The 25,581-nt window shown below is 48.7% G+C and carries 23 protein-coding genes; 18 read left to right on the top strand and 5 right to left on the bottom strand.

The window, feature by feature from the left end:
• Window positions 1-105: 105 nt before the first annotated feature.
• The 5 genes from EP073_RS13400 to mqnC all read right to left on the bottom strand — a co-directional run bounded on the left by EP073_RS13400 (window position 106) and on the right by mqnC (window position 9,100).
• Entirely contained in the window at window positions 106-1,938 is a 1,833-nt protein-coding gene (locus EP073_RS13400; protein ID WP_164885389.1) for an N-acetylmuramoyl-L-alanine amidase, read from the bottom strand.
• A 1-nt stretch (window position 1,939) separates the two neighbouring features.
• Window positions 1,940-4,756, bottom strand: coding sequence for an excinuclease ABC subunit UvrA (uvrA, locus tag EP073_RS13395; RefSeq protein ID WP_128467666.1), 2,817 nt, complete (start codon window positions 4,754-4,756; stop codon window positions 1,940-1,942).
• A complete protein-coding gene (locus EP073_RS13390) occupies window positions 4,734-6,272 on the bottom strand; it encodes a flagellar assembly protein A (protein WP_164885388.1) in 1,539 nt (512 codons plus the stop codon). Before EP073_RS13390 ends, uvrA begins: the two co-directional genes overlap by 23 nt.
• Window positions 6,259-7,410, bottom strand: coding sequence for a GAF domain-containing sensor histidine kinase (locus EP073_RS13385; RefSeq protein WP_128467664.1), 1,152 nt, complete (start codon window positions 7,408-7,410; stop codon window positions 6,259-6,261). Before EP073_RS13385 ends, EP073_RS13390 begins: the two co-directional genes overlap by 14 nt.
• A gap of 658 nt (window positions 7,411-8,068) precedes the next feature.
• Entirely contained in the window at window positions 8,069-9,100 is a 1,032-nt protein-coding gene (mqnC, locus tag EP073_RS13380) for a cyclic dehypoxanthinyl futalosine synthase (RefSeq protein WP_128467663.1), read from the bottom strand.
• Between the two features lie 163 nt (window positions 9,101-9,263).
• Here mqnC and EP073_RS13375 point away from each other — a divergent pair, with 163 nt between their 5' ends.
• From EP073_RS13375 to EP073_RS13300, 18 genes are all read left to right on the top strand, one after another.
• Window positions 9,264-9,947, top strand: coding sequence for a response regulator transcription factor (locus EP073_RS13375; RefSeq protein WP_128467662.1), 684 nt, complete (start codon window positions 9,264-9,266; stop codon window positions 9,945-9,947).
• On the top strand, window positions 9,944-11,356 hold the full coding sequence (locus EP073_RS13370; protein WP_128467661.1) for a sensor histidine kinase: 1,413 nt from the start codon (window positions 9,944-9,946) through the stop codon (window positions 11,354-11,356). Before EP073_RS13375 ends, EP073_RS13370 begins: the two co-directional genes overlap by 4 nt.
• A 48-nt stretch (window positions 11,357-11,404) precedes the next feature.
• Entirely contained in the window at window positions 11,405-13,003 is a 1,599-nt protein-coding gene (locus EP073_RS13365) for an ArnT family glycosyltransferase (protein ID WP_164885387.1), read from the top strand.
• Window positions 13,000-13,773 carry a glycosyltransferase family 2 protein gene (locus EP073_RS13360; protein ID WP_206617473.1) on the top strand — a complete coding sequence of 258 codons (774 nt, stop codon included), beginning with the start codon at window positions 13,000-13,002 and terminating at the stop codon, window positions 13,771-13,773. The genes EP073_RS13365 and EP073_RS13360 overlap by 4 nt, the downstream gene beginning before the upstream one ends.
• 55 nt (window positions 13,774-13,828) lie before the next feature.
• The gene (gene fliR, locus EP073_RS13355; RefSeq protein WP_128467659.1) at window positions 13,829-14,611 is read left to right on the top strand and encodes a flagellar biosynthetic protein FliR; all 783 of its coding nucleotides are present in this window, start codon (window positions 13,829-13,831) and stop codon (window positions 14,609-14,611) included.
• On the top strand, window positions 14,611-15,672 hold the full coding sequence (flhB, locus tag EP073_RS13350) for a flagellar biosynthesis protein FlhB (protein WP_128467658.1): 1,062 nt from the start codon (window positions 14,611-14,613) through the stop codon (window positions 15,670-15,672). Before fliR ends, flhB begins: the two co-directional genes overlap by 1 nt.
• A gap of 19 nt (window positions 15,673-15,691) precedes the next feature.
• Window positions 15,692-17,758, top strand: a complete 2,067-nt coding sequence (gene flhA, locus EP073_RS13345; protein ID WP_128467657.1) for a flagellar biosynthesis protein FlhA — start codon at window positions 15,692-15,694, stop codon at window positions 17,756-17,758.
• Entirely contained in the window at window positions 17,755-19,092 is a 1,338-nt protein-coding gene (gene flhF / locus EP073_RS13340) for a flagellar biosynthesis GTPase FlhF (RefSeq protein ID WP_128467656.1), read from the top strand. The genes flhA and flhF overlap by 4 nt, the downstream gene beginning before the upstream one ends.
• Window positions 19,089-19,934 (top strand): MinD/ParA family protein, encoded by an 846-nt coding sequence (locus tag EP073_RS13335; protein WP_128467655.1) that lies wholly within the window; start codon window positions 19,089-19,091, stop codon window positions 19,932-19,934. The genes flhF and EP073_RS13335 overlap by 4 nt, the downstream gene beginning before the upstream one ends.
• Window positions 19,931-20,134, top strand: a complete 204-nt coding sequence (locus EP073_RS13330) for a hypothetical protein (protein WP_128467654.1) — start codon at window positions 19,931-19,933, stop codon at window positions 20,132-20,134. Before EP073_RS13335 ends, EP073_RS13330 begins: the two co-directional genes overlap by 4 nt.
• Window positions 20,134-20,871, top strand: a complete 738-nt coding sequence (locus tag EP073_RS13325; RefSeq protein WP_128467653.1) for a sigma-70 family RNA polymerase sigma factor — start codon at window positions 20,134-20,136, stop codon at window positions 20,869-20,871. Before EP073_RS13330 ends, EP073_RS13325 begins: the two co-directional genes overlap by 1 nt.
• A complete protein-coding gene (locus EP073_RS13320; protein ID WP_128467652.1) occupies window positions 20,864-21,952 on the top strand; it encodes a protein-glutamate methylesterase/protein-glutamine glutaminase in 1,089 nt (362 codons plus the stop codon). The genes EP073_RS13325 and EP073_RS13320 overlap by 8 nt, the downstream gene beginning before the upstream one ends.
• 121 nt (window positions 21,953-22,073) lie before the next feature.
• Window positions 22,074-22,244 (top strand): hypothetical protein, encoded by a 171-nt coding sequence (locus tag EP073_RS13855; protein ID WP_164885386.1) that lies wholly within the window; start codon window positions 22,074-22,076, stop codon window positions 22,242-22,244.
• A gap of 20 nt (window positions 22,245-22,264) precedes the next feature.
• Window positions 22,265-22,435 carry a hypothetical protein gene (locus EP073_RS13850; protein WP_164885385.1) on the top strand — a complete coding sequence of 57 codons (171 nt, stop codon included), beginning with the start codon at window positions 22,265-22,267 and terminating at the stop codon, window positions 22,433-22,435.
• A gap of 20 nt (window positions 22,436-22,455) precedes the next feature.
• Window positions 22,456-23,466, top strand: coding sequence for a flagellar motor switch protein FliM (gene fliM, locus EP073_RS13315; protein WP_128467651.1), 1,011 nt, complete (start codon window positions 22,456-22,458; stop codon window positions 23,464-23,466).
• Complete coding sequence (gene fliN, locus EP073_RS13310) at window positions 23,447-24,373, top strand: flagellar motor switch protein FliN (RefSeq protein ID WP_164885384.1); 927 nt, start codon at window positions 23,447-23,449, stop codon at window positions 24,371-24,373. Before fliM ends, fliN begins: the two co-directional genes overlap by 20 nt.
• Before the next feature lie 57 nt (window positions 24,374-24,430).
• Entirely contained in the window at window positions 24,431-24,808 is a 378-nt protein-coding gene (locus tag EP073_RS13305) for a response regulator (protein ID WP_128467649.1), read from the top strand.
• 2 nt (window positions 24,809-24,810) lie between these two features.
• Window positions 24,811-25,443, top strand: a complete 633-nt coding sequence (locus tag EP073_RS13300) for a protein phosphatase CheZ (protein WP_241654008.1) — start codon at window positions 24,811-24,813, stop codon at window positions 25,441-25,443.
• Window positions 25,444-25,581: the final 138 nt, after the last annotated feature.

Here is a 25,581-nt window from a genome sequence, read left to right as displayed (position 1 = left end):
AAAATCAAGAGAAAAATAAAGGAAAAAATGAATAGAGTTATGCGTATGTAAAGGCAGATAAAAAGGAAAGCACAGCCGCTGCGGGCACGGCTGCGCTGTCTGTCATTATTTATGCAGTTCTATATAATTTTGCAGACCCTGAAAAATACCGTAGGCGATTTTCTTTCTGTGTGCGTTGCTTTTCAGCATGTCCGCCTCAACTCTGTTTGAAACAAATCCCGCCTCCACCAGTATGGAAGGCATTTTAGCGCCCACGAGCACGTAGAACGGAGCCTGCTTGACTCCTCTGTTATTCCTGTGGTTCGCTGTTCCGTATACCGACTGGGTAAGGGATTCCTGAGCCTTGGCTGCGAGAAGGAGCGATTCCTCAAGCTTGGAGTTCAGCATTATATCTTTGAGGATTCCCTGAAGATCACTCATGGATTTTTCCGTTGCCATGTTTTCCGCCGCCGCTACTTCCAGAGCCGACTGATCCTTGGTTACGTTAAGCACGAAGGTTTCAAGCCCGCTGCTGTTTTTGTTTCTGCTGGCGTTGACGTGAACAGATACGAAAATATCCGCCTTGAGTCTGTTTGCTATTGCGGTTCTCTCCTCAAGGGGGATGAACACATCCGTTCTTCTTGTAAGGTGAACGTCAAGATCGGTGTTCTGCTTGAACAGCTTCTCAAGCTCAAGGGCTATATCAAGAACAATATCCTTTTCCTTAAGCCCGTAGTATGAGGCGCCGGGGTCTTTTCCGCCGTGTCCGGCATCTATTACTATGCGGCGCACCTTAAGACCGAAAACGCTTGCCAAAGTCGCTTTTGAGAGATCCCTGTCGTTGGTTATGTTTCTCTCCGCCGTTTTCAGTGTTTCCGGCTGTTTATTATCTATACCCTGATTGCTTACGTCTATTACTATTCTGTCGGGGTTGCTCATGGCAAATACGGTGAAGTCCTTAACATTGTCACTGTCCAGAACTATGCGTGTTACACCCGGGCGGTTCGGAGCCCAGCGCACCGAGCGGAGCAGACCGTCCTTAATATCAATTTCCTTGGGTATTGAGGAGTCGATGGAATCTGTCTGGAGGTCGATAAACAGCCTCGGCGGTTTATTGAATTCAGGGTTTTCCCTGAGCCAGTGCTTCATGAATTCGGTGGGCTTGTTGAGGTCGATTACCACCCTTGTATAATCGCTGGCGGCGAAATGGCGTATGCTTTTAACCACCTTGTCGCTGGTTCCGCCGGCTTTCACACCGTAGTAGTTTTCGCCGGTTTTAATATCGGACGCAACCTGATCTGCGTAGAAGCTGTCCGTGCTTTTAACCGCAGGCTCAGCAGCATTCGCCGCTGAAGCGGGATCAGGCTTAAGCTCAGGCACTGCGGGAGGCAGATTCTCCTCCGGCAGGGAAGCCAAGGCGCGGGGAGCAGGGGGCGGGGTCAGTGAGCGTTCTTTTCTTTCCGCCGCAGCTATGAGGTCGTTTATCTGCTCCAGCTTCTTTTTCGCCGCCGGAGTATCTTCGGATTTCGGGAATTTGATGAGCATTTTGTTCAGAGTGAACCTTGCCGAAGAGTAGTCTCTGCTTGCTATGTAGATGTCCGCAAGCTGAATATACGCAAGGGATGCCAACCTTGTGTTGTAGTTTATCGCAAGGAGATTGAGGTTTCTGATGGTTTTCAGCATGTCGTCTTTTACATTGAAGCGTTTGTAGCTTCTGTAGTAGGTCTGCGCAGTATAGTGCAGAGCATCGTCAGCCAGAGCGCCCGAGGGCTGCTGGGAATATATCTGAAAAAAACTATCCGCCACATTTTCGTATGATTTGCGTGTGACTTTGGATGATTTCTCTATGTAAGCGAGGTCGTTCTTTGCTGAGTTATATTTGTCGATAAGCTCCTCCGCAAAGGCAGAGGCAAAAGACGCAATCAGGATTAAAATCAGTAAGAGAGTTTTTTTCTTCACGCTACAGTTTCCTTTTCAGGTATCTTCCCGTGTAGGATTCGGCGCATTCGGCGCACTTTTCGGGCGTACCTTTAAAAATTATTGTTCCCCCCCCGTCGCCGCCTTCGGGTCCGAGGTCGATTATATGGTCGGCACATTTGATAACGTCAAGGTTGTGCTCAATGATAATAACAGTATTTCCGCTTTCGGTCAAAGCCCTGAAAATTTTCACAAGCTTATTTATGTCATCGAAATGAAGCCCTGTTGTAGGTTCATCAAAAATATAAACTGTTTTACCCGTTGGGCGCTTCATAAGCTCCTTCGCGAGCTTCACCCTCTGAGCTTCACCGCCGGAAAGAGTAGTGGCGGGCTGACCGAGTTTGATATAGCCCAGACCGACATTTACGAGCACTTCGAGTTTATTCTTTAATTTCGGCACGTTTTCAAAAAACTCAAATGCCTGATTCACCGTCATGTCAAGTACATCTGATATATTCTTGTCTTTGTAGCGTATGTCCAGCGTGTCACGGTTGTATCTTTTTCCGCCGCAGGCATCGCACTTCACGTACATATCCGGCAGAAAGTGCATCTCAATCTTGATATATCCTTCACCCTGACAGGTTTCGCAGCGTCCGTAGCGAACGTTGAAGCTGAACCTGCCCGCCTTGTAGCCGCGCTTTTTCGCGTCCGGAGTCTGGGCGAAGAGATCGCGCATATCCGTGAAAATCCCTGTATAGGTTGAAGGGTTCGAGCGCGGCGTGCGTCCTATGGGGCTCTGGTCTATATCTATTACCTTATCGATATGTTCGGCGCCGCTGAGTTCGGTAAAAACTCCGCCTCTCATCCCCGTTCCGTGGAGACGCTTCATGAGGGCAGGGTACAGGGTGTCCATTATAAGTGTGGATTTGCCCGAACCGCTAACCCCTGTCACACAGACCATCAGCCCGAGGGGTATTTCAATATCTATCCCCTTGAGGTTGTGTTCCGCCGCGCCTTTCAGGGCGAGAGTGCGCTTCTTGTCAGGCTTTTTACGCTTGGGGATTTCTATTTCTTTAACGCCGCTGAGATAAGCTCCGGTGAGGGATGCTTCGCAGTGGCGTATTTCTTCCGGTCTGCCGCTGAAGACTATGTATCCGCCCTTGCGTCCGGCTCCGGGTCCCATGTCTATAACATGGTCGCAGGCGGCGATTGTGTCCTCATCATGCTCCACTACGAGGACAGAGTTGCCTATGTCCCGCAGGTTTTTCAAGGTCGCGATCAGCATATCGTTGTCCCGCTGATGCAGACCGATGGAGGGCTCATCCAGCACATAGAGCACCCCTGTCAGCCCCGAGCCTATCTGTGTGGCGAGTCTTATCCTCTGGGCTTCTCCGCCGGAAAGCGTGGATGATTTTCTGGAAAGTGTGATGTATTCAAGCCCCACATCCTTCAGAAAGCTGAGGCGGCGCCTGATCTCCGTATTTATCTTGTCAGCAACTTCCTTCTTGAAGCCTTCAAAGTAAAGGTTGTCAAAGAAGTCCAGCGCTTCGGCTATATTGAGTTCGGAAGTGTCGTAGATGTTTTTGCCGCCCACTGTTACGGCGAGGCTTGTGGGCTTGAGTCTGGCTCCTTTGCATTCGGGGCAGTCCATGGAGGACATGAACCGTCTGGCCGTTTCCCTGTCCGTCATGTTGTCCGAGTAAAGCTTTTCTCGGAGCCAGCCCACCACGCCGTCGAACTTTTTCTCGTACTGAACTTTCTTTTCGCCTCTGAAGGTCTCAAGCTTAAGGGGAGTGTCGGTTCCGTTGAGCATGATCTCTTTCTCTGCGTCCGTGAGCTTGGCAAAGGGCATGTTCATGTCTATGCCGAACTGCTGTGAGATGGCTACAAGGGTATTGTAATGGTGGAAATTGTCAAACTGCTCCCACGGCTTGAGTGCTCCTTCCCTTATGCTTAACGAAGGGTCAGGGACTACAGCGTCCATATCGAATACGGATTTTTCACCCAGTCCTTCGCACTCGGGGCAGGCGCCGAAGGGGTTGTTGAAGGAAAAGCTGCGGGGTTCAATCTCTTCTATGCTTATATTGCATTCAGGACAGGCGAACTTCTCGGAAAAGAGGCGGGTTTCGCCGTCAACGTCTATTTCCGCCAGTCCTTCGGAGAGCTTCAGAGCGGTTTCCACCGAATCCGCCAGCCTCCGCTGGAGACCGTCCTTCAGCTTAAGCCTGTCTATGGAGACGCTGATTGAGTGCTTTATCTTTTTATCGAGCTCTATCTCTTCCTCAAGGCGCCTCTGTTCGCCGTCCACTAGGACACGGACGAAGCCGTCCTTGAGAAGTTTTTCAAAGACCTTTTTATATTCGCCCTTCTTGCCCCTGACTATCGGGGAGTAAATCTCCACCCTAGCCTCATCCTCATGTGATGTGATGTAGTCCACTATCTGCTGAACGGAGTAGCTTTCAACCCTTTTGCCGCAGGAGGGGCAGTGTACGTCACCCACTCTGGCATAAAGCAGACGCATGTAGTCGTATATTTCCGTAATTGTTCCCACAGTGGAGCGGGGGTTCTTGCTTATGGATTTCTGTTCGATGCTTATGGCGGGGGAGAGAAAGTCTATGGAATCCACATCCGGCTTTTCCATGAGCTCAAGGAACTGCCTAGCGTACGCTGAGAGTGATTCCACGTATCTCCTCTGTCCCTCTGCGTAGAGGGTGTCAAAGGCAAGGGTGGACTTGCCGGAGCCGCTGACTCCGGTTATGACCACCAATTTGTTTTTCGGGATTTCAAGATCAATGTTTTTGAGGTTGTGCTGCCTTGCACCTTTGATGATTATGTTGTCATTCGTACTGTGCTTTGTCATCCAGCGATACCGAGATTATCCTTTCATATTTTTCATCATAGATGAAGACAACCTTCTCTTTTTTTTCTCTCATGGTTATTTTTTCTCTGAAAATCTGAACATCCAGCCCTTCAAACATTATTCCGTTAACCTTTATCCTAGGCTTGCGGTGGTGGGCTGATTTTATAAGTTTCTGGATCTGTTCCTCGGTTTTCGTCATATTGTCCATGACCTGCTTGCGCAGGACGAGAAGCTGCTTCACCTTGGGGTTTTTCAAAATTTCCTTGTTGGAAGTATCGAGCTTACTGAGGAATTCGTCAACCTTTTCCAGATTCTGAATGTATTTATCTTTGTTATCCTGAAGAATTTTCAGCTCATCCTCAAAGTAATACTTTGTTCCGACACACATGAGGAAGCTGCTGTTCCCCTTTGTGCCAGACTGGTTGAGGTTGATTTCGGAAAAAGCCATGATCTTTCCGCCTGCTATAATACCCGGGGCTCCGGTCGCCTGAATGTATCCGCCTGCTTTTATATTGGTGTTGTAAACGTATTTCAGTATCTCCACATTGCCTCTGGCGGCAATGTTCCCTTTCTCCGCATAGCCCACTGTCACGTCTCCGGCAGCGGCAATGTTGTTGCTGACTTCGCCTTTGATACCTGTTTTGATCACTATACTGCCGCCCGCCGCCATTGTGGCGTCCTGCACTATGCCGTCCACCATTATGTCCTTTTCGGCCTTTACTGAGAAGCCGCTCAGAACATCGCCCCTGATATGCACAACACCGTTGAACACAATGTTTCCAGTGGAGTAGTCCACATTGCCGGGTACGCTGAATATCGGGCTTACTCCGAGCTTGTTACTGTGGAAAGTGACGCAGCCGTCGACAGTTGCGTAGTATTCCTTTTCATTTTCGTCCGTGGTGATGCCTTCGTCAAGGATGAGCTTAATGTCATTTCCTTTTTCCGCGGGTATCTCTTCGTTTTTCACCGTGAGCCCTTTTACCCCGTTGGTGAAGGGGCGCTTGGTGAGCAGCAGATCCCCTTTGCGGGTAAGGCGTATATTATCAATATTTTTGTAGTCCACACGCCCGTTTTTCAGCAGGCGCGGCTGGCTGTTCACCGGATCGAAATTGAGCATTACCTGAGCGTCTGAACCGTTTATTGGTTTGATTCCCTCCGCAAAAAGCATGTTTTCGATAATTCCGCCTTCGGAATAGATCTCAAAAGCCTGCTTTATTACCTCTGTTTTGAGGTTGACGCTTATGCCGTTTTCGGCAATAAGGTTCATTATGCGGTCAAGAGTATAGGTTTCACCTTCATTTACCGCAGGATAAAGGGATATGTAAGCGCGCAGCCCGTCCGGAGTGACGCTTATTTCCACAATTGAATCCGCTGAATCCATCGTGGTTATTTTTGCGGTGATTACTCCCTCCTCCCGTGTAAGCACATAATCGGCGGGAGTCAGATCATACTTCTGCGAGAGGAGGTATTTGAACTCAGTCTCATTCTTTTGTGTGTGATTTTTAAGTAGGTTCATATCGCAACGGCACCCTGACCTTGAAAACCGTGTATTCATCCGGTTTAGAATCAACGCATATAAAGCCGGAGTGGGCTTCCACAATCATTTTAACGATTGCCAGTCCCAGTCCTGTTCCTTTTATTTTCCCCGATGTAAAAAACGGGTCGAATATCTTGTTTATTGTATCCTGCGGAATGCCTCTTCCGTTATCATATATATCAAATTCGCAGCAGCCGCCCGCAGCGCAGGCGCTTATCCGCACAGTTCCTTTATCTCCCAGAACATCCACCGCGTTCGCTATGAGATTAAACAGCATCCTGAATATCTTTTCTCTGTCAAGCCACAGTTCGGGATCGCCGTTATTTATGAACTCAACCTCCACCGCCGTATCTCTGGTGAGGACACGGAACTGCTTTCTGAGATCGTTAAACAGTTCTGAAACACGGAACCGGACAAGATTTATGGATACCTTCTGTCTGGAAAAATCGAGCAGATCAAGTGTGAGTCCGTGTATCCTCTTAACCTCAGAGTGGATGGACTCTATATAATCAGCCACCTCGCCGTCCAGCTCTGTTATATCTATGAGCTCAAGGTAACTCTGCACTATATTAAGCAGATTTTTTATATCATGAGCTATGGAGCTGTTCAGCATGCCGATAATCCGCAGGTTCTCGCTCTTGCGCATGTCCCGCACGAGGTTGAAGCGCTCTATGCCCAGAGCGCACTGTGAGGCTATGTAGCGAGCTATGCGCACATCGTCCTCCGTGAAGTAATCGTGTTCCTTGTCCGTCAGGTTCAGAACGCCGATGACTTTATTGTTGGTTTTCACCGGAACCGACATGAATGAGGAAGCTCTGTAGCCCATCTCCTCACGGGATTCCTCCGAGAGGTTAACTACTGTTTCCATGCCTGTTTCAGCAACTTTTCCAGCTATGCCTTCACCGAGAGCTATTTCTATGTTGTGCGGATCAATCTCAAAACCGGAATGGGCGGAAATGCTCAGCCTGTTTCCGTGGATAAGCATAAGGGATGACCGCTTCACTCCGAGATATTCCCTTGCAATGGAAATAATAGAGGGAAGAAGATCATTCACGTCGAAAATGCTGTTCATTTTCTCGGAAATTTCTACAAGAACTTCCAGCAAATCGTTCTTCAAATGCCAATCCTTGGTAATTATTTATAATTATGTTATCGGATATTCTGTTGTATTTATTAGTATATTAAACTTATTAAAAAAACCGCTTGCTGTGTCTTGTCTTGATGATTCAAAATTTGCCGTCCTTGGAAATTTTGAATACACGCTCGCGGCGGGATAAACCCGCCTTCGCTTCGCACGGCGCAGTTCCATTCATGGAACTGTATGTGTACTAAAAGTGTTTGACTATATTATACTGCATATCTTGTCTGCCGATAGTTCGTAAACGGCACATCCTGTCCGTTTTCTCACACGCTCGCGGCGGGATAAACCCGCCTTCGCTTCGCACGGCGCAGTTCCATCCATGGAACTGTATGTGTGCTAAAAGTGTTTGACTATATTATACTGCATATCTTGTCTGCCGATAGTTCGTAAACGGCACATCCTGTCCGTTTCCTCACACGCTCGCGGCGGGATAAACCCGCCTTCGCTTCGCACGGCGCAGTTCCATCCATGGAACTGTATGTGTGCTAAAAGTGTTTGACTATATTATACTGCATATCTTGTCTGCCGATAGTTCGTAAACGGCACATCCTGTCCGTTTTCTCACACGCTCGCGGCGGGATAAACCCGCCTTCGCTTCGCACGGCGCAGTTCCATCCATGGAACTGTATGTGTACTAAAAGTGTTTGACTATATTATACTGCATATCTCTCTGCGCTGCTTTGAAGCCGGCGCGTTCTATGTTGTGGACGATCTCCTCCACACTCATGCGGAAGGATGCCCCGCAGGAGGCTACGACATTTTCCTCTATCATCAGGCTGCCGAAGTCGTTTCCGCCGAAGCGCAGCGCCGTCTGCCCGATCTTCGGTCCCTGAGTGACCCATGAAACCTGAAGATTCTTTATGTTGTCCAGATAAATGCGCGCGGCGGCGAATATCCTTAAATACTCAACGGGGCTTACCTTTTTTCCGCCCAGTTCTGTGTTGTCCGGTTGAAAAGCCCACGGGATAAACGCCGTGAAGCCGCCTGTTTTATCCTGCAATGAGCGTATTCTATCAAAATGCTCAGCTATCTTTCCGTATTCGTCATCCGCTTTGAACATCATGGTGGCGCTTGTTTTCAGTCCCTGCTTGTGCGCCTCTTCCATCACCCCGAGCCATTTGTCCGAGAGTATCTTATTCGGGCTTATGCGCAGCCTTTCCTCATCCACCAGAAGCTCCGCTCCGCCGCCGGGAATGGAGTCCATCCCCGCCTTGACAAGCCTTGCGATGGTTTCGGCAATGGTGAGACCGCTTATCTTCGCAATGTGGTGTACCTCCGGCGGGCTGAAGGCGTGCAGCCAAACACCGAGTGATTTCATGTAGGAGAGCATCTCTTCATAAAACTCAATGCCCAATGTGGGGTGCAGCCCGCCCTGAAGGAGTATCTGTGTTCCTCCGAGTGCCTTGGTTTCCTCTATTTTCTGCTTTAGCTGTTCCTTATCGAGAACATATGCGCCTTCTTCGTCTGCCGCGCGGTAAAAGGCACAAAACGAGCATTTACATGTGCATATGTTTGTGTAGTTTATGTTTCTGTCTACAACGAAAGTTACAACCCCTTCGGGATGAAGCCTTTTCCGTATTCCGTCCGCTTCACGGGCGAGTTCGTACAGGTCTGCCGTTTCCAGCATCCTTACGACGTCCTGTTTTGTTAACCGCTTTTTTGTCATTATTTATATCTGCCGTTTTTTCATTTTATAAAGCTGTTTAATCTTGAATATCGCATATCAGAAGGGCAATTAAAAGAGTTTTTTAACTTGCCGCGCTGGTTCCTGTTTCTTCTTAATGTTTCAAAAGTGATCAAAAACGTTTATATTCATTCAGCGGTGGAAAATGAGAATACTGATTGTTGAAGATGAACCGGAACTTAATGAACAGCTCAGGCGTACGCTTGAGGCTCAGAAATACTCCGCCGACTGCGCCTATGACGGAGAACAGGCGCTGGACAGATTAGCTGAGGTTCCTTACGATCTTGTTCTTCTGGATGTGATGCTCCCGAAGCTCGACGGATTCGCATTACTGCGTGAAGCCAGAAACATGGGTATTGACTCACCAGTTCTTATGCTCACTGCCAGAACCGGAACGGGCGATAAAATCAAAGGGCTTGATTCGGGTGCTGATGATTACCTCACAAAACCTTTTTCCACTGACGAACTGCTGGCGAGAGTGCGCGCGCTGCTCAGACGTGCAGGCGGGCAAACCGCCTCAGTGCTTCGCGCAGGCAGCCTCAGTCTGGACACGGTGAAGCGGGAGGTCGCAGTGGACGGAAAGGCAGTGGAGCTCACCCAAAGGGAGTTCTCCATTCTTGAATTTCTGATGTATAATAAAAATCGTGCCGTTTCCCGCTTCAGCTTGGCAGAGCATGTATGGGGAGACGACTTTGAGCCTTTCAGCATGTCCAATTTCATGGATGTACACATAAAAAATCTCCGCAAAAAAATAAACGCCGCTGATGGTGAATCCGTTGTGAAAACCATACGAGGCGTGGGCTATATAATCAGGGACGGTCAGGAATGAGCATAAGGCTTAAGATTTCCATACTGATCGCCTCCGCAGGGCTTCTATCCGCACTGGTGTTCTCTGCGTCGGTTCTCTTTGAAATGCTGGAACAGCCTTTCAGGGTTATGGATACGGAGCTGCGCACAGTTGCCTTTGAGTCGGTTGCGGCTCTGGATCAGGCAGGAGTGGCGGGAGTGAGGGACAACAGGCGCTACTGGATCAAGATCTATAAGCGCGGTGAACCTGAACCGCTGTACGTTTCCCATATAGCACAGAAAATAGATCTGCCGGAAAGCAACGGCAGGAAAAGCCTTGCGCATGCCTATGTGCCTGATGAGCTTTCATATGTGGAGCATGATTCCCACGGGAAGACTGCTTTCAGAATCCGCCGCTTTGTAATAGAGAAGGAGCACACCGGCGTTTTTGAGGAAGATGATGACGACGGAAACTACGATGACGACGAACTGAAGTACATTGTTTACGCGGCACTGTCCGCAGAGAGGGTCAGTGATGAGATAGCGGATCTCATGCTCAGTGTGGCGGCAGGGCTTCTGCTTTCGGTGGTAGTGCTCACAGCGGTGAGCTACATGATAGCAGGTTACATCCTCCGCCCTGTGAGGCTTATGAATGCGCGGACAAGAAGTATAACAGAGCGTCATCTGAATCTTAGAATACCCCTCAAGGAAAAGGCAGGAGCATCGGATGAATTCAACACTCTTGCCATGACGCTCAACGGGGTTTTTGACCGCTTGGAAAATGCTTTTAATAAACAAAAGAGACTTATAGCCGATGCCTCCCACGAACTTAAGACTCCGCTGAGCATCATGCGCCTGATAACCGATGAGGTGAATATGTCGGGCAGCATCTCGGCAGATGACGCCCGAAGGCTTTCTGAGCAGGTTTTGCGTATGGAAAGACTGGTGAAAAACATATTGAATCTTTCCACTCTCGAACTGGACAGCGGAATAAGCGCCGAAGCCGTGGAGCTCAGGAGCATGCTTGAAGCACTGAAGGAGGACTATTCACTTCTTGCTTCAGAGCGGGGAATAAGTATTGTCTCGGAGTTCACAGGGGTTCTGACTGTGGGCGGGGATTTTGATAAGCTGTTCCGAGCTTTTTCCAATATTCTGGACAATGCGGTAAAATATACGTCTGATGGGGGCATTATCAGAATAACCGGATTCCGCACAGATGAAACAGTAAAGATAAAAATCTTCAACACGGGGGCAGGGATTCCCGCTGCGTCCATCGGCAGGGTATTTGAGCAGTTCTACAGAGTTGAGGAGTCCCGTGCGTCCCGCTATGGCGGTTCAGGGCTCGGGCTTGCGATAGTTAAAAGAATAATTGAACTCCACAAGGGTGAAATAAATATAGAAAGCGTTCAGGGGGAATCAGCTACAGTTACGGTTATTCTGCCGTCATCATAAAATTTGTCTGTTCATTAAATCTTCATGTTCACCCTGTATAACGGGCGCATGAAAGACACAGAGTTTCTTCTGACCAAAAGCATGATTTTTGTTCTCCTCCTTTCTGTTTACACCGGAGCCTTTGCGCACCGTGATGTTCTCTCAGTGGATATAATGGAGGCGCGCAACTACATAACCGCAAGGGAGATGGTTCTTGACGGGAACTGGCTTTTTCCGACACTTAACGGTGAGCTGAGGATAGCCAAGCCGCCTGTCCCGACATGGATAACCGCTTTTGTATTCCGGCTTGCGGGAGCCGATAATAATCTTGCGGCAAGCCGCATTCCCTCGGCGCTTGCAGGACTTATCATGCTTGCTGGCGTGTATTTCATATCCCTGCACGTAACAAGATCGAAAAAGGCCGCTTTCTATTCCGTAATAGTTCTGAGCACCAGTTATCTGTTTTTCTATATGACACGCAGAAACACATGGGACATCTACGCGCAGGCGTTTATGACTGCCGCCATAGCCGCGTACTGCCGTGCCCTGCCTGCTAAAGAGGCAGGAGAACGAATACTTATGTACGCTCTTGCAGGGCTTTTTGCCGCGCTTTCTTTTATGAGTAAGGGACCCGTGGCGTTCTACGGACTGCTTCTGCCCTTTCTCGCATCCGGATTTTATCTTTTCCGGCTTAAACCCGTGAGCTTTTCCGGTCTTGCGGTATTTTCGGCTGTTGCGGCCACACTTTCCCTCCTGTGGCCTATGTATATATATTTTCATGAAACACACTCAGCGCTCAGCACTGCCGCCTCAGAGGCATCAGCGTGGGCTGATCGGCATGTTAAGCCCTTCTGGTATTATTTCCAGTTTCCGCTCATGTCCGGTCTTTGGGCTGTGTTCTTGCTCCCTCTGCTTGTTCCGGGGTTTTCTTCCACACGTCTCGGCAGGCGGAGGGCAGCTTTTTACCTTATCTGGCTCGTTGTTTCCCTTATTCTTCTTTCCGTCATACCGGAGAAGAAGGATCGCTATCTTCTGCCTGTGATCATACCTGCCGCGCTCATGATAGGTGAGTACATGAGTCTTCTCACCGGAAAGCTGAAGAAAACAGCGGCAGACAGCATTGTTCTCGGAATATGGAGCGGGATCTCATTCTCATTAGCTGTTTTTGTTTTCATTTCGGCTGCCGCCGCACAGCTCTGGTTCGGGCTTTATAACAGCATGTTTTTCATAATCGGCGAATCGGCAGTGCTTTATGCGGTTTTTTGCCTGTCGGCAAGCTTTCTCAGACGGGAGACGGACAAATATATCCCCCTGTCCGTGACGGTATTCTGCCTTGCTGTGATTGTTGCAGTTCCTGCGGCGGAATCATTTGTGCCGGATAAAGATTTCAGAGTTTTGGAACAGGTCAGGGCAGACGCCGCGTCCGGATACAAAGGTGATTTTTACGGTGATCTCAGCATAAAAGAGATTTGGGCTGTGGGGAACAAGGTGCGCCCGCTGGATGAATTTATTGATAACAAAACAAAGGATACGGCGTATTTCATAACCCGGGGAGAATTGAATGAAGAGACTCTCAGCAGTATGGCTCTTTCCGCGGAGCATCTGAAAACTTATTCACCGGAGGAAAGAAGGCAATGGAACTTTTACAAAATAAGCAGGAAAAAATGATGAATCCGGAAATCTCAGTGGTGATTCCGTTTTACAATGAGGCGGAAAATATTAACACGGTTTGTGCGGAGCTACGCTCTGTGCTTGAATCATCGGTAAAACGCAGGTGGGAGACTGTGCTTGTGAATGACGGCTCAACTGACGGCACAGACGATGAGATAAACAAATGGACGGCGGATCCACGTTTCAGGGCTGTTCACCTGCACAGAAACATGGGTCAGTCCGCGGCGCTATTTGCGGGATTCAGTGCGGCTGAGGGAGAATATATTTTCACTCTCGACGGTGACGGACAGAACGATCCCGCGGATATACCTCTTCTTCTGGAAAAAATGCTGGAGCTCGGTGTGGATATGATGTGCGGCGTGCGCGCCAAAAGGAACGACAACATCATCCGCAGATTCTCAAGCAGGCTTGCGAACAGGCTTCGTTCACGCATACTCGGCGACAGCATAAGCGATGTGGGCTGCTCAAGCAGAGGCTTCAGAAGAGAATGTCTGGACAGCTTCCGTTTCTTTCGCAATGCGCACAGGTTCTTTCCTGCTTTAGTTCAGATAGCCGGCTTCACGGTGGCGGAGATGCCGGTGAGACACAGGCACAGGAACAAGGGTGTCAGTAAATACGGCGCGGGCATAAACAGCCGTCTTTGGGCGGGCATAGCGGATCTTTTCGGCGTGTACTGGATGAAGAAGAGATACATTTCCGTATCGTGCTATGAATACGGAAAAAATCAGGAAAGCATTCAAAGGGTTCCCATGGCTTCCGGAGAGTAGAGCGGCACAAAAGCTTTAGCCTTGTATAAACAGGACGGAAGTATTACACTGCCGTATGTTTGAGTTCCTTTATCAGACGGATCTGCTGCTGACTTTTATTATGGTCTTCTTCCGCATTTCGGGCATAATTTTCAGCGCCCCGATGTTCAGCAGCCAGCTTATTCCGGACAATGTAAAAGTCGTTACCTCCCTTGTGCTTGCCGTTGTGGTTTTCCCCAATGTGCAGTCCATAGGGCTGTCTGATGTTCACCCGCTGCTGCTTGTCCTGCTTATTGCCAAGGAGGTTCTGCTCGGCATCGCCACAGGGATGATGGCTCAGCTCCTCTTTGTGGGTGTGCAGATAGGCGGTGAGCTTGCGGGCTTTCAGATGGGCTTCAGTATGGTTAACTCATTCGACCCTTCGATGAATATGCAGCTTTCCATCATCGCCCAGCTCAAAAACATAGCGATGATCCTTTTTTTTATAGCCCTCGGCGGTCACCTGATGGTTATCGGCGCCATGAGCGAATCCTTCAGGGCGGTTCCTTTGGGAATATTCACCTTCAAGGCGGAGGGGTTTCTCTACATCGCAAAAATGCTCAGCGCTTCATTCCTCACAGCGCTTAAGATAGTCGCCCCGATATTCGTTGTTATGCTCTGCACACACGTTATAATGGGGATAATGGGCAGGCTTGTGCCGCAGCTCAACCTCATGATAGTGGGCTTTCCCCTCCAGATAGCCGTTGGGCTTTCCGTACTCAGCATAAGCCTGCGCTATTTCTTTATTGTTTTTGAAAAGCTTCTCCATGAGTACTTCATGCGGGTCGCGACATTATTTCATATTTTCGGCGGTAACTGATGGCTGACAACGATTCGGAGAAGACCGAACAGCCCACGGGGCGGCGGATTCAGAAAGCCAGAGAGGAAGGCAATGTCGCCAAGACAAGGGAGCTCAGCGCCGCCGTGACCTTTGTCGCCACCGCCATATTCATGTATTTCTATATTTCCACAATGGCGGACGAGCTGATGCGGTTCATGCGGGAATCATTCATGTCCCTTGATTACGTGCTGGACGAGAAAAGCGCCGTCAGCCTGATGTTTTTTGTGATAATTTTCATGACGAAGCTCCTCGCGCCTGTGCTGCTGATGCTGTTTGTGGTGAACATTGCCTCAAACATCATGCAGTTCGGTTTTCTTTTCAGCCCGAAGGCGCTTGCCGTAAAGCTTGACAGGCTTGATCCCATAAAGGGTTTCGGCAGGATATTTTCCAAGCGCAGCCTTGTGGAGCTTTTCAAGTCACTGTTTAAGATATTCGTTGTGGGATTATCCGCCTTTTACATCATAAAAGGGAAGATACCGACAATTCTCCGCTTGGGTGATTCCGAACCCATAGACAGCATAATGTTTTTTCTTATGCTTATTTTTGAGCTTTTCCTCAAGATCGGGGTTCTGATTCTGATACTCGCCATTATAGACTTCATGTACCAGAAGTGGCAGAACACCGAAGACCTTAAGATGACAAAACAGGAGGTCAAGGAGGAGTTCAGGCAGATGGAGGGGGATCCCATCATAAAGCAGAAGATCAGAAGCATGCAGAGGGAAATGGCACGCAAGAGGATGATGTCTGACGTTCCGAAGTCTGACGTTGTGGTGACCAACCCCACTCACTTTGCCATTGCTCTGAGATACCGCCCCGGGGAGGATAAAGCGCCTACCGTGGTGGCAAAAGGGCAGAGACTTCTGGCGCTGAGGATAAAAGAGCTTGCGAAGAAGAGCGGAGTGCTTGTTCATGAGGATCCGCCCCTTGCGAGAACACTTTTCAAAACTGTTGACATAGGTGATGAAATACCTGAGAATTTGTATAAAGCAGTAGCAGAAATACTTGCCCTTGTAGGGAAATTTAAGCATATGAGAAGGTAGTTCAGTGGCTCAGTCCAGCATGATGACAAAATTGATAAAACAGGGCGAAATAGGCTTCGGTCTGTTTTTCATAGGCATAATCATAGTGATGATTCTGCCTATGCCCGCCGTATTTCTGGACCTGCTTCTGGTTTGCAGCATCGCTCTGTCGGTTCTGATTCTGATGGTGGCGATCTATGCGGATGAACCGCTTAAGTTTTCAACCTTTCCTTCGGTACTGCTGATCATTACCCTGTTCAGACTTTCGCTTAACGTCGCCTCCACAAGGCGTATCCTTCTCAACGGCTCGGAGGGCGAGGGCGCGGCGGGACATGTTATTCAGGCGTTCGGTCAGTATGTGGTGGGCGGCAACTATGCCGTTGGTGTTATCATCTTCCTTATCCTTGTGCTGATCAACTTTATGGTTATCACTAAGGGTTCCGGACGTATTGCGGAGGTTGCGGCAAGGTTCACGCTGGACGCCATGCCCGGCAAGCAGATGAGCATTGATGCCGATCTCAACGCAGGGCTCATAGACGAGGCGGGCGCAAAGGCAAAAAGGGCAAAAATCCAGCAGGAAGCAGACTATTACGGAGCCATGGACGGTGCGAGCAAGTTTGTTCGCGGTGACGCCGTCGCGGGGCTTATCATCACAGGCATAAATATAATAGGCGGTCTCGCCATAGGCGTTCTGCAAAACGGTATGGAAGTGGCGGAGGCGGCAGGCGTTTTCACTATCCTGACCGTGGGCGACGGTCTGGTGAGCCAGATCCCCTCACTGATAGTTTCCACTGCGGCGGGTCTCATAGTTTCCCGTGCGGGCGGAGGAGACAAGGATCTCAGCGGTCAGCTCGCCAGACAGCTTTTCCGCAGTACAAGGGTGCTATACATAACTGGCGGCATACTCCTTTTCTTTGCGGTTGTGCCCGGTATGCCGTTTTTCCCTTTTCTTTTTCTTTCGGGGATATTTTTCGCCATAGCGCATTCCGCTAAAAAGGCGGCGGAAAAGCCGGAAGAGGATGAGGAAGAGCAGGAGGAGGAGCGCAAGCCCGCAACGGAGGAGGAAGAGGTAAGAGAACTGCTGGAGATGGATACCATGGAGCTTGGTATCGGCTTCAGCCTCATCCCTCTTGTGGATTCTGCTCAGGGCGGAACGCTTCTTAACCGCATAAAATCCATACGCAAGCAGGTCGCCCTTGAGATGGGGATAATCGTTCCCCCCGTCAGGATAAGGGATAATCTCCAGCTTGACGGCAACGGGTACAACATACTCCTTAAAGGTGTCAGAGTCGCCAGCGGAACTATTTTTCCGGATAAATTTCTGGTTATGAACCCCGAGGGGAGCGTGGACAAGATAGACGGCATTCCCACTAAGGAACCTGCTTTCGGACTCGCCGCCAAATGGGTGGACGAGCGTCAGAAGGAGAAGGCGGAGCTTAACGGCTTCACCATAGTCGATCCGGCTACGGTGATCGCCACACACCTTACGGAAGTGATAAAGTCCTATGCTAATGAGCTTATAGGCAGGCAGGAGACCCTTGAGCTTGTCAACGGAGTCAAGGAAAAATTTCCGAAGCTGGTGGAAGACCTCATCCCCGGCATACTGGATCTGGGCACTGTAAACAGGGTATTGCAGAACCTGCTGAGAGAGAGGATCTCCATCCGCAACCTCCGCAGCATTCTGGAGGTTCTCGCCTCTTACGGAGTGCAGACCAAGGATGTGGAAAACCTCACGGAAAGAGTGCGTCTGTCCCTAAGAAGACAGATAACCGAGAGCCTTCTCGCTCCGGACGGCGCGCTTTATGTTTTCACACTCCCGTCTGAGATTGAACAGCTTCTGGCAAAAAATCTTCAGCAGGGTGACGAAGGAAAGGATATACTTATAGACCCCCTTGCCGCGCAGAAAATTCTGTCTAAAATGATAGGTAAGGTTGATGAGGTGACACATAAAGGATTCAGTCCGGTTCTTGTTATTTCCCCTCCCCTGCGCTCTGCAATGCGCCGTTTTGCGGAGAAATTTGTTAAGAACATTAATGTTATATCTCACAACGAAATAAGCGAGAATGTCAGGATAGAGAGCCTCGGCATGCTGGAGATTAAGGTATGAAGATAAAAAAGTACGAAGCGTACGACATGGCTGAGGCGATGAGGATGATCAAGCAGGAGCTCGGCTCCGAGGCTGTCATTCTTTCCACCAGAAAAGTCGTCAAAAACAACAGCTTCGGTCTTTTCTCCAAACCTCTCATAGAGGTCACAGCCGCCGTAGATATGGATGAGCGCATTCTCATGGAAAAAACCGCTCAGGCGAAAGCGGCAAGACCGAAGCCGCAGAGCACAGGCTCCACATATAACGGCTTCGGCAAGGTCGCCGAACCGAAAGATGAGGACGAGTTCAGACCGGACACCTTCGCCGCGGATATACGCCGCCCCTCACAGGAGACTGTTTACAGGTCCGAAACATCCCGTCAGGCAAAAAAGCTTAATCCCGAAAGCTATCAGCAGGGAGGAGTGGACAAGCTTGCCGAGCTGATAAACACTCTCGGACTCAACCGCTTTGAAAGTCTCATGGCTGACGTCGCCGAAATCAAAAAACAGATGCTTGAGATGAAAAGCGCCCTTACCGAGAATATAGTAGTCGACCTACCCGAGCAGCTTAAGGAGTTTTACTCCCTTATGGTGAAGAACGGCGTGGACGACGTTATCTCATATAAATTCCTGAAACGAATAGAAAAGCGTGCCACAGCAGGACTCACCAGAAGCCAGATACGCAACCTTATTGTGCAGCTTCTCGGGGATTTGATCCCCATTGAGAAGGACTACTTCTCTTCCCTTAACAGAAAAATAGTCGCCTTCGTGGGTCCCACGGGCGTGGGTAAAACGACAACGGTTGCCAAAATAGCTGCAAACCTTTCCCTTAAATTGAAAAAGAGAGTCAGTCTTATTACTATAGACAACTTCAGGATCGGCGCCGTAGAGCAGCTTAAAACCTATGCGGAGATTGTGGATATACCCCTTCAGGTTGCCTCTAGCCCCGAGGAGCTCCGGACAATTCTCGCCCGCACCGAGGGCTATGATTATGTATTCGTTGACTCCATGGGCAGAAGCCAGTTCGATACTGAGCAGATAGGCGATCTGAGAAAGTTTATAAACGCAGGGGACAAAATGACCGTCGCCCTTGTTATGTCCATGAGCAGCAACCACGCCGAGATGGCGGAAACCTTTGAAAATTATGGTGCGCTCATGCCGGAATATGTCGTTTTTACCAAGCTTGACGAAACAAAATACTTTGGTCCCATGGTGAACCTGCCGATCCGCAAAAAGACTCCCGTTCTCCTCCTTTCCACAGGGCAGAATGTCCCTGATGATATGGAGATTCCCGATGGCAGGAAGATTGCTAGTCAGATCCTCAAGGATATTCCGGGGTTCTGGAGTGAAAGATGACAGATCAGGCGCACAATTTAAGACGAAAAGCATGGGATAAAAAACGGCGGGCAAAGTATATTTCCGTCTCCAGCGGCAAGGGCGGGGTGGGTAAAACCAACTTTGTGGTAAACCTTGCCTACTGGCTTGCGAAAATGGGGAAAAAAGTTCTTGTTTTCGATGCGGATTTAGGGCTCGCCAATGTTGATATACTGCTTAACCTAACCGTAACCGCTTCCATCAGAAAATATCTTCTGGGCGAGGCGGAGCTGGATAATGTAATAAAGAAGGATGTTTACGGATTTGATGTTATCCCGTCATCCAGCGGTTTTTCAGATCTTGCCAGCCTCAGCGAAAGCGATTTTGAGAGGATTGTGGAAATCTTCGTAAACCTTGACGGTGTTTACGATTATATACTGTTTGACACAGGTGCGGGGATCTCCGGGACTGTGACAAAGTTCGCCGCTATCGCCGACACTGTGATTGTGATCACTCAGCCGGAACCTACCGCCATAACAGATGCTTACGCCTTCATGAAGGTGGTTCACTTTGACCACGGCATAAACAGGATCCGCTTTGTGCTGAACAGAGTGGATGATGTCAACGGCGTAAAAAACATTTACATGAGCATGAAAAACGTGGCGAAGAAGTTTCTCGATGTGGAGCTTGACCTTCTCGGACACCTGAGAGAAGACAAACAGGTTATAAGCTCTGTGAAATTCCAGAAGCCAGTCTGCGAGATAAATCAGAACGGCGCGTACTCCCGTGATATTTATAACATAGCGAGAAATATACTCGGTCTTCCGGCCGAAAACACACGTAAAGAGGGGCTGTACAGTCTTCTTAAGGGGGTGTTCAAATGAACTTCCTCCACAGGGAAATAGCATTGATGCTTGCCACAGTCGCCTTTGTTTCTTCATTTGTTTACAAGTTCTTTCTGCTTGAGGTAAAATTGACTTATGTAACGAGGGATATTATAATGTTTTTCATTATTTATTACGTAAGTGAAAAACTTTTCCTCTACATAGACAAGATAGTCATAAACTACAGGAAGATACTTTGATGCAATATGAGACAGGCGGCGCTATAAACAGATTTTCCCCTGAAGAGCGGGAGAAAATCATTGCAGAGTTTATGCCCAGAATAAAGTCGTGGGTTATCCGTATGAGCTCGTCCCTCCCGGACAGCGTGGATCTTGACGATCTTTATTCCTCAGCCTGCGTTGGCTTAATAGAAAGTATGGACAGGTTCGACAAGGACAGAAATGTAAATTTCTATACCTTTGCCGAGAGAAGAATAAAAGGTTCAATCCTTGACACGCTGAGGAGTCTGGATTTTCTTCCCCGAAATGTGCGCACAAGGCTTAAACAGCTTGAGGCGTTCATAGAAAGAACCTACAGGGAGCTGGGCGCGCGCCCCTCTGTGGATGAGATAGTCGCCGGAAGCGACTTTGAGGCGAAGGAGGTTTACCGCCTTCTTGAGCTTCAGGACAATGACAAGCTCCTCAGCCTTGACGAATCCGTCGGCGGCGAAGGGGAAAGCAACCTCATAGATTTTATAAAAAGCAAGGGACTCACCCCCGAAGACGAAACGGTGAAGAACAAGCTCATAGAAAGGCTCGGCGAGGAGATAGACAGCCTCCCCGAAAAAGAGAAGTACGCCATTACTCTTTATTATTACGAAGAGCTTACGATGAAGGAGATTGCAGAGGTTCTGAACATTACGGAATCGAGGGTTTCACAAATCCACTCTGCGGCCGTGACAAAACTCAAGAGGAGGCTGAAAGAGTTCTATGAATAAAATCAAGGTTGTTATTGTTGATGATTCCGCTTTTATGAGAAAGGCCATTGAGTCCATGCTTGCCAAGGATCCGGAGATCGAAATAGTCGGTCAGGGGCGCAACGGTATTGACGCCGTTGAAATGGCGAGAAATCTTAAGCCCGATGTAATGACTCTGGACATCGAAATGCCCAGAATGGACGGACTGAGCGCCCTTGAAAAAATAATGAGTGAAAACCCGCTGCCCGTTATTATGGTCAGCTCGCTCACCACGGAAGGCGCCGAAGCCACAATGAAAGCACTCGATCTCGGTGCTGTGGACTTCATTCCCAAAGAAAAATCATTCGCCAGCTTCGGCGTTATGAACATAGAAGACGATCTGCGCAACAAGATAAAGCAGTTCGCCAGAAGAACAAACCTCATGCGCAGGCTCCGCCCGGCGTCATTCACCAGACCGGCGGCTTCTTCCGCTCCGTTCGGCGGAGTGCAGGCTCCGGTTGCCCCCGCAAGCAGAACCATCTCCAAGCCCGGGCATAAGCGCATAGTAATCATCGGCACATCCACAGGGGGACCCCAGTCTCTCCAGAAGGTTATACCCCGGCTCCCTGCGGATATAGGCGTGCCGATAGTGGTGGTTCAGCATATGCCCCCCAACTTCACACAATCCCTCGCCCAGAGACTTAACTCTCTGAGCAAGCTGAATGTCATAGAATCTCAGGGGAACGAAAAGCTGGAGCCGAACACCGTTTATATCGCAAAAGGCGGGCAGCACCTGAGAATAAAGAAAATAGGCGCAAACTATGTAACGGAGCTTAACTCTGACGCGGGCGGACATCTTCATGTTCCCAGTGTCGACGTGACTGCGGCATCAGTCGCGGAAGCAGCAGGGAAAGACGCTCTGGGAGTTATCATGACCGGCATGGGCGCTGACGGGAAAAAAGGACTCCAGCTTCTCAAACTCAAAGGCGGCAATGTCATAGCGCAGGATGAGGACTCAAGTATAGTTTACGGAATGCCCCGTGCAGTCGTCGAAGCAGGAATAGCTGATGAAATCGTTCCCCTTGACGATATATTTAACAGGATAATATTCCACTGTAAGTAAACAGAAAATAGACTATTCTTTAAAATAGTTAAAAGAGCAGTTTTTTGGGAAGAGTTTGAGAAACGCTTTTTTTTCGTTAAAAAAGGGTTTCTCATTTATAAAAATAAGAAAAAGGTAACAAATGGCAGATATTTTAAGTCAGGAAGAGATTGATGCGCTGTTGTCTGACTTAATCCGGAAAAAAGCACTTCCTGTCTTTTTTCCGCACACGCTCGCGCCGCATGTATGCGGCTTCGCTTCGCACGGCGTGTTCCCTTCCATGGGAACACCTGTGGACAACAGACAGATATAAACGAGGTAACGGATTAATATATGGCAGATATTTTAAGTCAGGAAGAGATTGATGCGCTGTTGTCTGACTTAATCTGGAAAAAAGCACTTCCTGTCTTTTTTCCGCACACGCTCGCGCCGCATGTATGCGGCTTCGCTTCGCACGGCGTGTTCCCTTCCATGGGAACACCTGTGGACAACAGACAGATATAAACGAGGTAACGGATTAATATATGGCAGATATTTTAAGTCAGGAAGAGATTGATGCGCTGTTGTCCACCGTATCCACGGAGGATGATCTATCGGATAATTCGATACAGCAGCTTGACTTTGTGCCCAAGAAGATTTCGGTCTATGATTTCCGCAGACCGGACAGGGTTTCAAAGGAGCAGCTTCGTTCTATCCGCAACCTGCATGATAAGTTTGCGCGCAACTTTTCGTCCTCTCTGTCAAACTTTCTCAGAACTATCACTGATATAACTCTGGTGAGTGTGGATCAGATGACATACGGCGAGTTTCTTATGTCTCTTCCCGATCCCACCAGTTTCAACATTATAAGCATGATACCGATGGAGGGGAATGCTGTTCTTGAGATAAATCCTTCGCTGGTTTTCCCCATAGTCGACAAGCTTCTGGGCGGCCCCGGGCAGCCTTTGTTTCAGACCCGTGAGCTCACTAGTCTGGAGCAGCATATCATAGAAGGGATCATAACGCTGATTCTGAAGGATCTGGAGGAAGTTTGGCGGCAGATTGTCCAGAACATCCGCTTCAAGAAGGAACTGAGCGAGAACAGCCCGCACATAATACAGATTGTGGCGCAGAACGAGGTTGTTATCCTTGTGGTGTTTGAGATAAAGTTCGGCGAGGCGACGGGGATGATGAACCTCTGTATTCCTGCCATAGTTCTTGAGCCCGTTCTCGGCAAAATCAGCAGTCAGGACTGGCTTATCGGCGCCAAGAAGGGACGTTTCGGCGATAATGAAAAGCACATCCTTGAGATGCTTGGTGAAATAAAGATTCCGCTTCGTGCTGCCATAGGTCATACTACCCTTACCATTGAAGAGATAATGAATCTTCAGGAGGGAGATCTGGTCATGATGGACGCCAAGTCGGGAACCCCCGCAAATATCCACGTGAACAACAAGAAGAAATTTTACGGTCATATAGGTACGCTGGGCGTGCGCAAGGCTGTCAGAATAAATGAAATAATAACGGATGAAGGTAATGAGGAAAGAACTGGATAAAGGCAAGTACGCCGCTTTTACTGGAGTTATAACAGACATGTTTGCCTCAACCTTCGGCAGCATGTTTGATAAAGAGATAAGCATATCTCTCTCGGATGCCTATGCAGGCAGCGCTGAGGAACTCATGTACGGCTACGAGGCGCAGACGGCTGTTCCGGTGACTGAGGAAAAGTCGGGCTTTGACGCGGGGCTGTTTTTCTACACCAAGGATATAACCATGCTCGCCGCACTGATGCTGATGATGGATTCCGAAGGCACAGACGAACTCGGAGAGGACGACCCTGATGCCGTAAAAGAGCTCTGCCAGCAGCTTCTTGCGTCTGTAACCGTTCCCATTGAGGAAAGGCTTGGAAAAAAAGTCAGCTTTAAGGTTGACGATGTACTTAAGAACGAGAATTCCGCTCTCTTCCAGTCTGAGAGCTATTTTATAGCCGATATGAAGTTCACTATCGGCGAGCGTAAGACCGCAATGCGTTTTTTCATGGATGAGGATCTGCTTTCCCTTTTCTCAGGGAAGAGCGGAAGCTCCGGCAGCGGCGCATCGGATGAAGAGCCTGACTTTGCCACGGCCTTTACTTTTCCCGATGACCCGGACGACAGAACGGGCGACTCCATGGGCTCCATAGGCGGCGGAATCTCCGGCGGACAGAACATGGACATGCTGCTGGACATCGATGTTCCGGTAAGTGTTAAAATGGGCTCTACAAGGATGTTTCTTAAGGATATACTTACTATGGGATCCGGAAACATAGTGGAGCTCGACGAATCGGCGGATGAGTCGGTTGAACTTGTTGTTAACAATAAGGTAATAGCCCGCGGCGAAGTCGTAATTGTTGACGGCTACTTCGGTTTCCGCATCAAGGAAATCGTAAGCAGGGCAGAGAGATTGAAGAAATTAAAGGATTGACATTGGTGTTATAATATAAATAATATGCTATTATGACATCTCAAGGCGGAGGATTGAATGGCTCATCATCACGTTGTAATAACAGTGGACGACTCTTCCACTATGAGAAGGATAATTAAAAATACTCTTCTCAAGCTTGGCTTCTCAAACATACTGGAAGCCGGGAACGGTGTGGAGGCTCTTGATGTCATGGCGAAAAACAAAGTTGATGTTGTTATTACCGACTGGAATATGCCGGAAATGGACGGTCTTACTTTTGTTAAAACTCTGAGATCCAAAGAAGAGTACAAAACAATGCCGATTCTTATGGTAACAACCGAGGCTGCCAAGGAAGACATTCTCACCGCACTCAGAAGCGGTGTAAACAACTATGTGGTAAAACCCTTTACCCCTGATACGCTTAAAGAGAAGATAGACAAACTTCTGGGTCTGTGATTATGAACAATTTTAAGGACGTTAATGAGCTTCTTGATATTGCAAGAAACATCAGTAACGGAAACTACGACGTTGTAGGAATAGACGTCAATCCCGAGAGCGAACTCTTTCATATCGCGGAATATTTCAGCAGGGCGGTCAAAAAGTTGCAGACCGTCAGCAGCGCTGTTGAAGATGCCTATGAAGATCTGCCCGGTTTCGAGAGCATTCTTCACAGTGTGATACATGATTCAAAGGAAGCTTCCGAAAACGTTCTTGAATGTGTGGACAAAATCAACTTCAACATAGACGATATTAAAGAAAATCTCGGCAGCCTGAAAAAATACGTCGAAGACGGCGATTTCAGCAAAATAAACGGTATCCTTGACCGTCTGAGAGATAAAGGCACCGCCGGACAGGATGTCAGTTTCGATATAATATCTTCCCTCGAATTTCAGGACATAACCAAGCAGAAAATCGATAAACTTATTAAGATCATATACGATCTTCAGGAAAGGCTTACCCACCTCGTGCTCATGCTCGGGGTTAAAGATAGAAAAATTGATGTTGAAACCCTTGAGAAACTTAAGGCAAAAGACGGTATAATGGAGAACCAGAATCTCGTCGACGAGCTGCTCAAGGAGTTCGGTATATAAATATTCGGCTGTTTTGCGAGACAGGGCACATGGATGTGCCTGCGGAGTGCGTACCGGAACGTATGTGAGGAACGCATAACGGAGCGAGAGCAGCAAGAAGCTTGGCTTCGTCGGCTGCGAGTGAGAAAAAAATGCAGG

The organism is Geovibrio thiophilus, from assembly GCF_004087915.1.
Taxonomy (GTDB): Bacteria; Chrysiogenota; Deferribacteres; order Deferribacterales; family Geovibrionaceae; genus Geovibrio; species Geovibrio thiophilus.
The sequence above is the reverse complement of the archived record's forward strand: the minus strand, read 5'-3'. Positions and strand labels throughout refer to the sequence as shown.

Coding starts and splice junctions, on each gene's coding strand:
- uvrA (WP_128467666.1), bottom strand. CDS start 4,756: ATGACAAAGCACAGTACGAATGACAACATAATCATCAAAGGTGCAAGG.
- EP073_RS13390 (WP_164885388.1), bottom strand. CDS start 6,272: ATGAACCTACTTAAAAATCACACACAAAAGAATGAGACTGAGTTCAAA.
- mqnC (WP_128467663.1), bottom strand. CDS start 9,100: ATGACAAAAAAGCGGTTAACAAAACAGGACGTCGTAAGGATGCTGGAA.
- EP073_RS13375 (WP_128467662.1), top strand. CDS start 9,264: ATGAGAATACTGATTGTTGAAGATGAACCGGAACTTAATGAACAGCTC.
- EP073_RS13370 (WP_128467661.1), top strand. CDS start 9,944: ATGAGCATAAGGCTTAAGATTTCCATACTGATCGCCTCCGCAGGGCTT.
- EP073_RS13365 (WP_164885387.1), top strand. CDS start 11,405: ATGAAAGACACAGAGTTTCTTCTGACCAAAAGCATGATTTTTGTTCTC.
- EP073_RS13360 (WP_206617473.1), top strand. CDS start 13,000: ATGATGAATCCGGAAATCTCAGTGGTGATTCCGTTTTACAATGAGGCG.
- fliR (WP_128467659.1), top strand. CDS start 13,829: ATGTTTGAGTTCCTTTATCAGACGGATCTGCTGCTGACTTTTATTATG.
- flhB (WP_128467658.1), top strand. CDS start 14,611: ATGGCTGACAACGATTCGGAGAAGACCGAACAGCCCACGGGGCGGCGG.
- flhA (WP_128467657.1), top strand. CDS start 15,692: ATGATGACAAAATTGATAAAACAGGGCGAAATAGGCTTCGGTCTGTTT.
- flhF (WP_128467656.1), top strand. CDS start 17,755: ATGAAGATAAAAAAGTACGAAGCGTACGACATGGCTGAGGCGATGAGG.
- EP073_RS13335 (WP_128467655.1), top strand. CDS start 19,089: ATGACAGATCAGGCGCACAATTTAAGACGAAAAGCATGGGATAAAAAA.
- EP073_RS13330 (WP_128467654.1), top strand. CDS start 19,931: ATGAACTTCCTCCACAGGGAAATAGCATTGATGCTTGCCACAGTCGCC.
- EP073_RS13325 (WP_128467653.1), top strand. CDS start 20,134: ATGCAATATGAGACAGGCGGCGCTATAAACAGATTTTCCCCTGAAGAG.
- EP073_RS13320 (WP_128467652.1), top strand. CDS start 20,864: ATGAATAAAATCAAGGTTGTTATTGTTGATGATTCCGCTTTTATGAGA.
- EP073_RS13855 (WP_164885386.1), top strand. CDS start 22,074: ATGGCAGATATTTTAAGTCAGGAAGAGATTGATGCGCTGTTGTCTGAC.
- EP073_RS13850 (WP_164885385.1), top strand. CDS start 22,265: ATGGCAGATATTTTAAGTCAGGAAGAGATTGATGCGCTGTTGTCTGAC.
- fliM (WP_128467651.1), top strand. CDS start 22,456: ATGGCAGATATTTTAAGTCAGGAAGAGATTGATGCGCTGTTGTCCACC.
- fliN (WP_164885384.1), top strand. CDS start 23,447: ATGAGGAAAGAACTGGATAAAGGCAAGTACGCCGCTTTTACTGGAGTT.
- EP073_RS13305 (WP_128467649.1), top strand. CDS start 24,431: ATGGCTCATCATCACGTTGTAATAACAGTGGACGACTCTTCCACTATG.
- EP073_RS13300 (WP_241654008.1), top strand. CDS start 24,811: ATGAACAATTTTAAGGACGTTAATGAGCTTCTTGATATTGCAAGAAAC.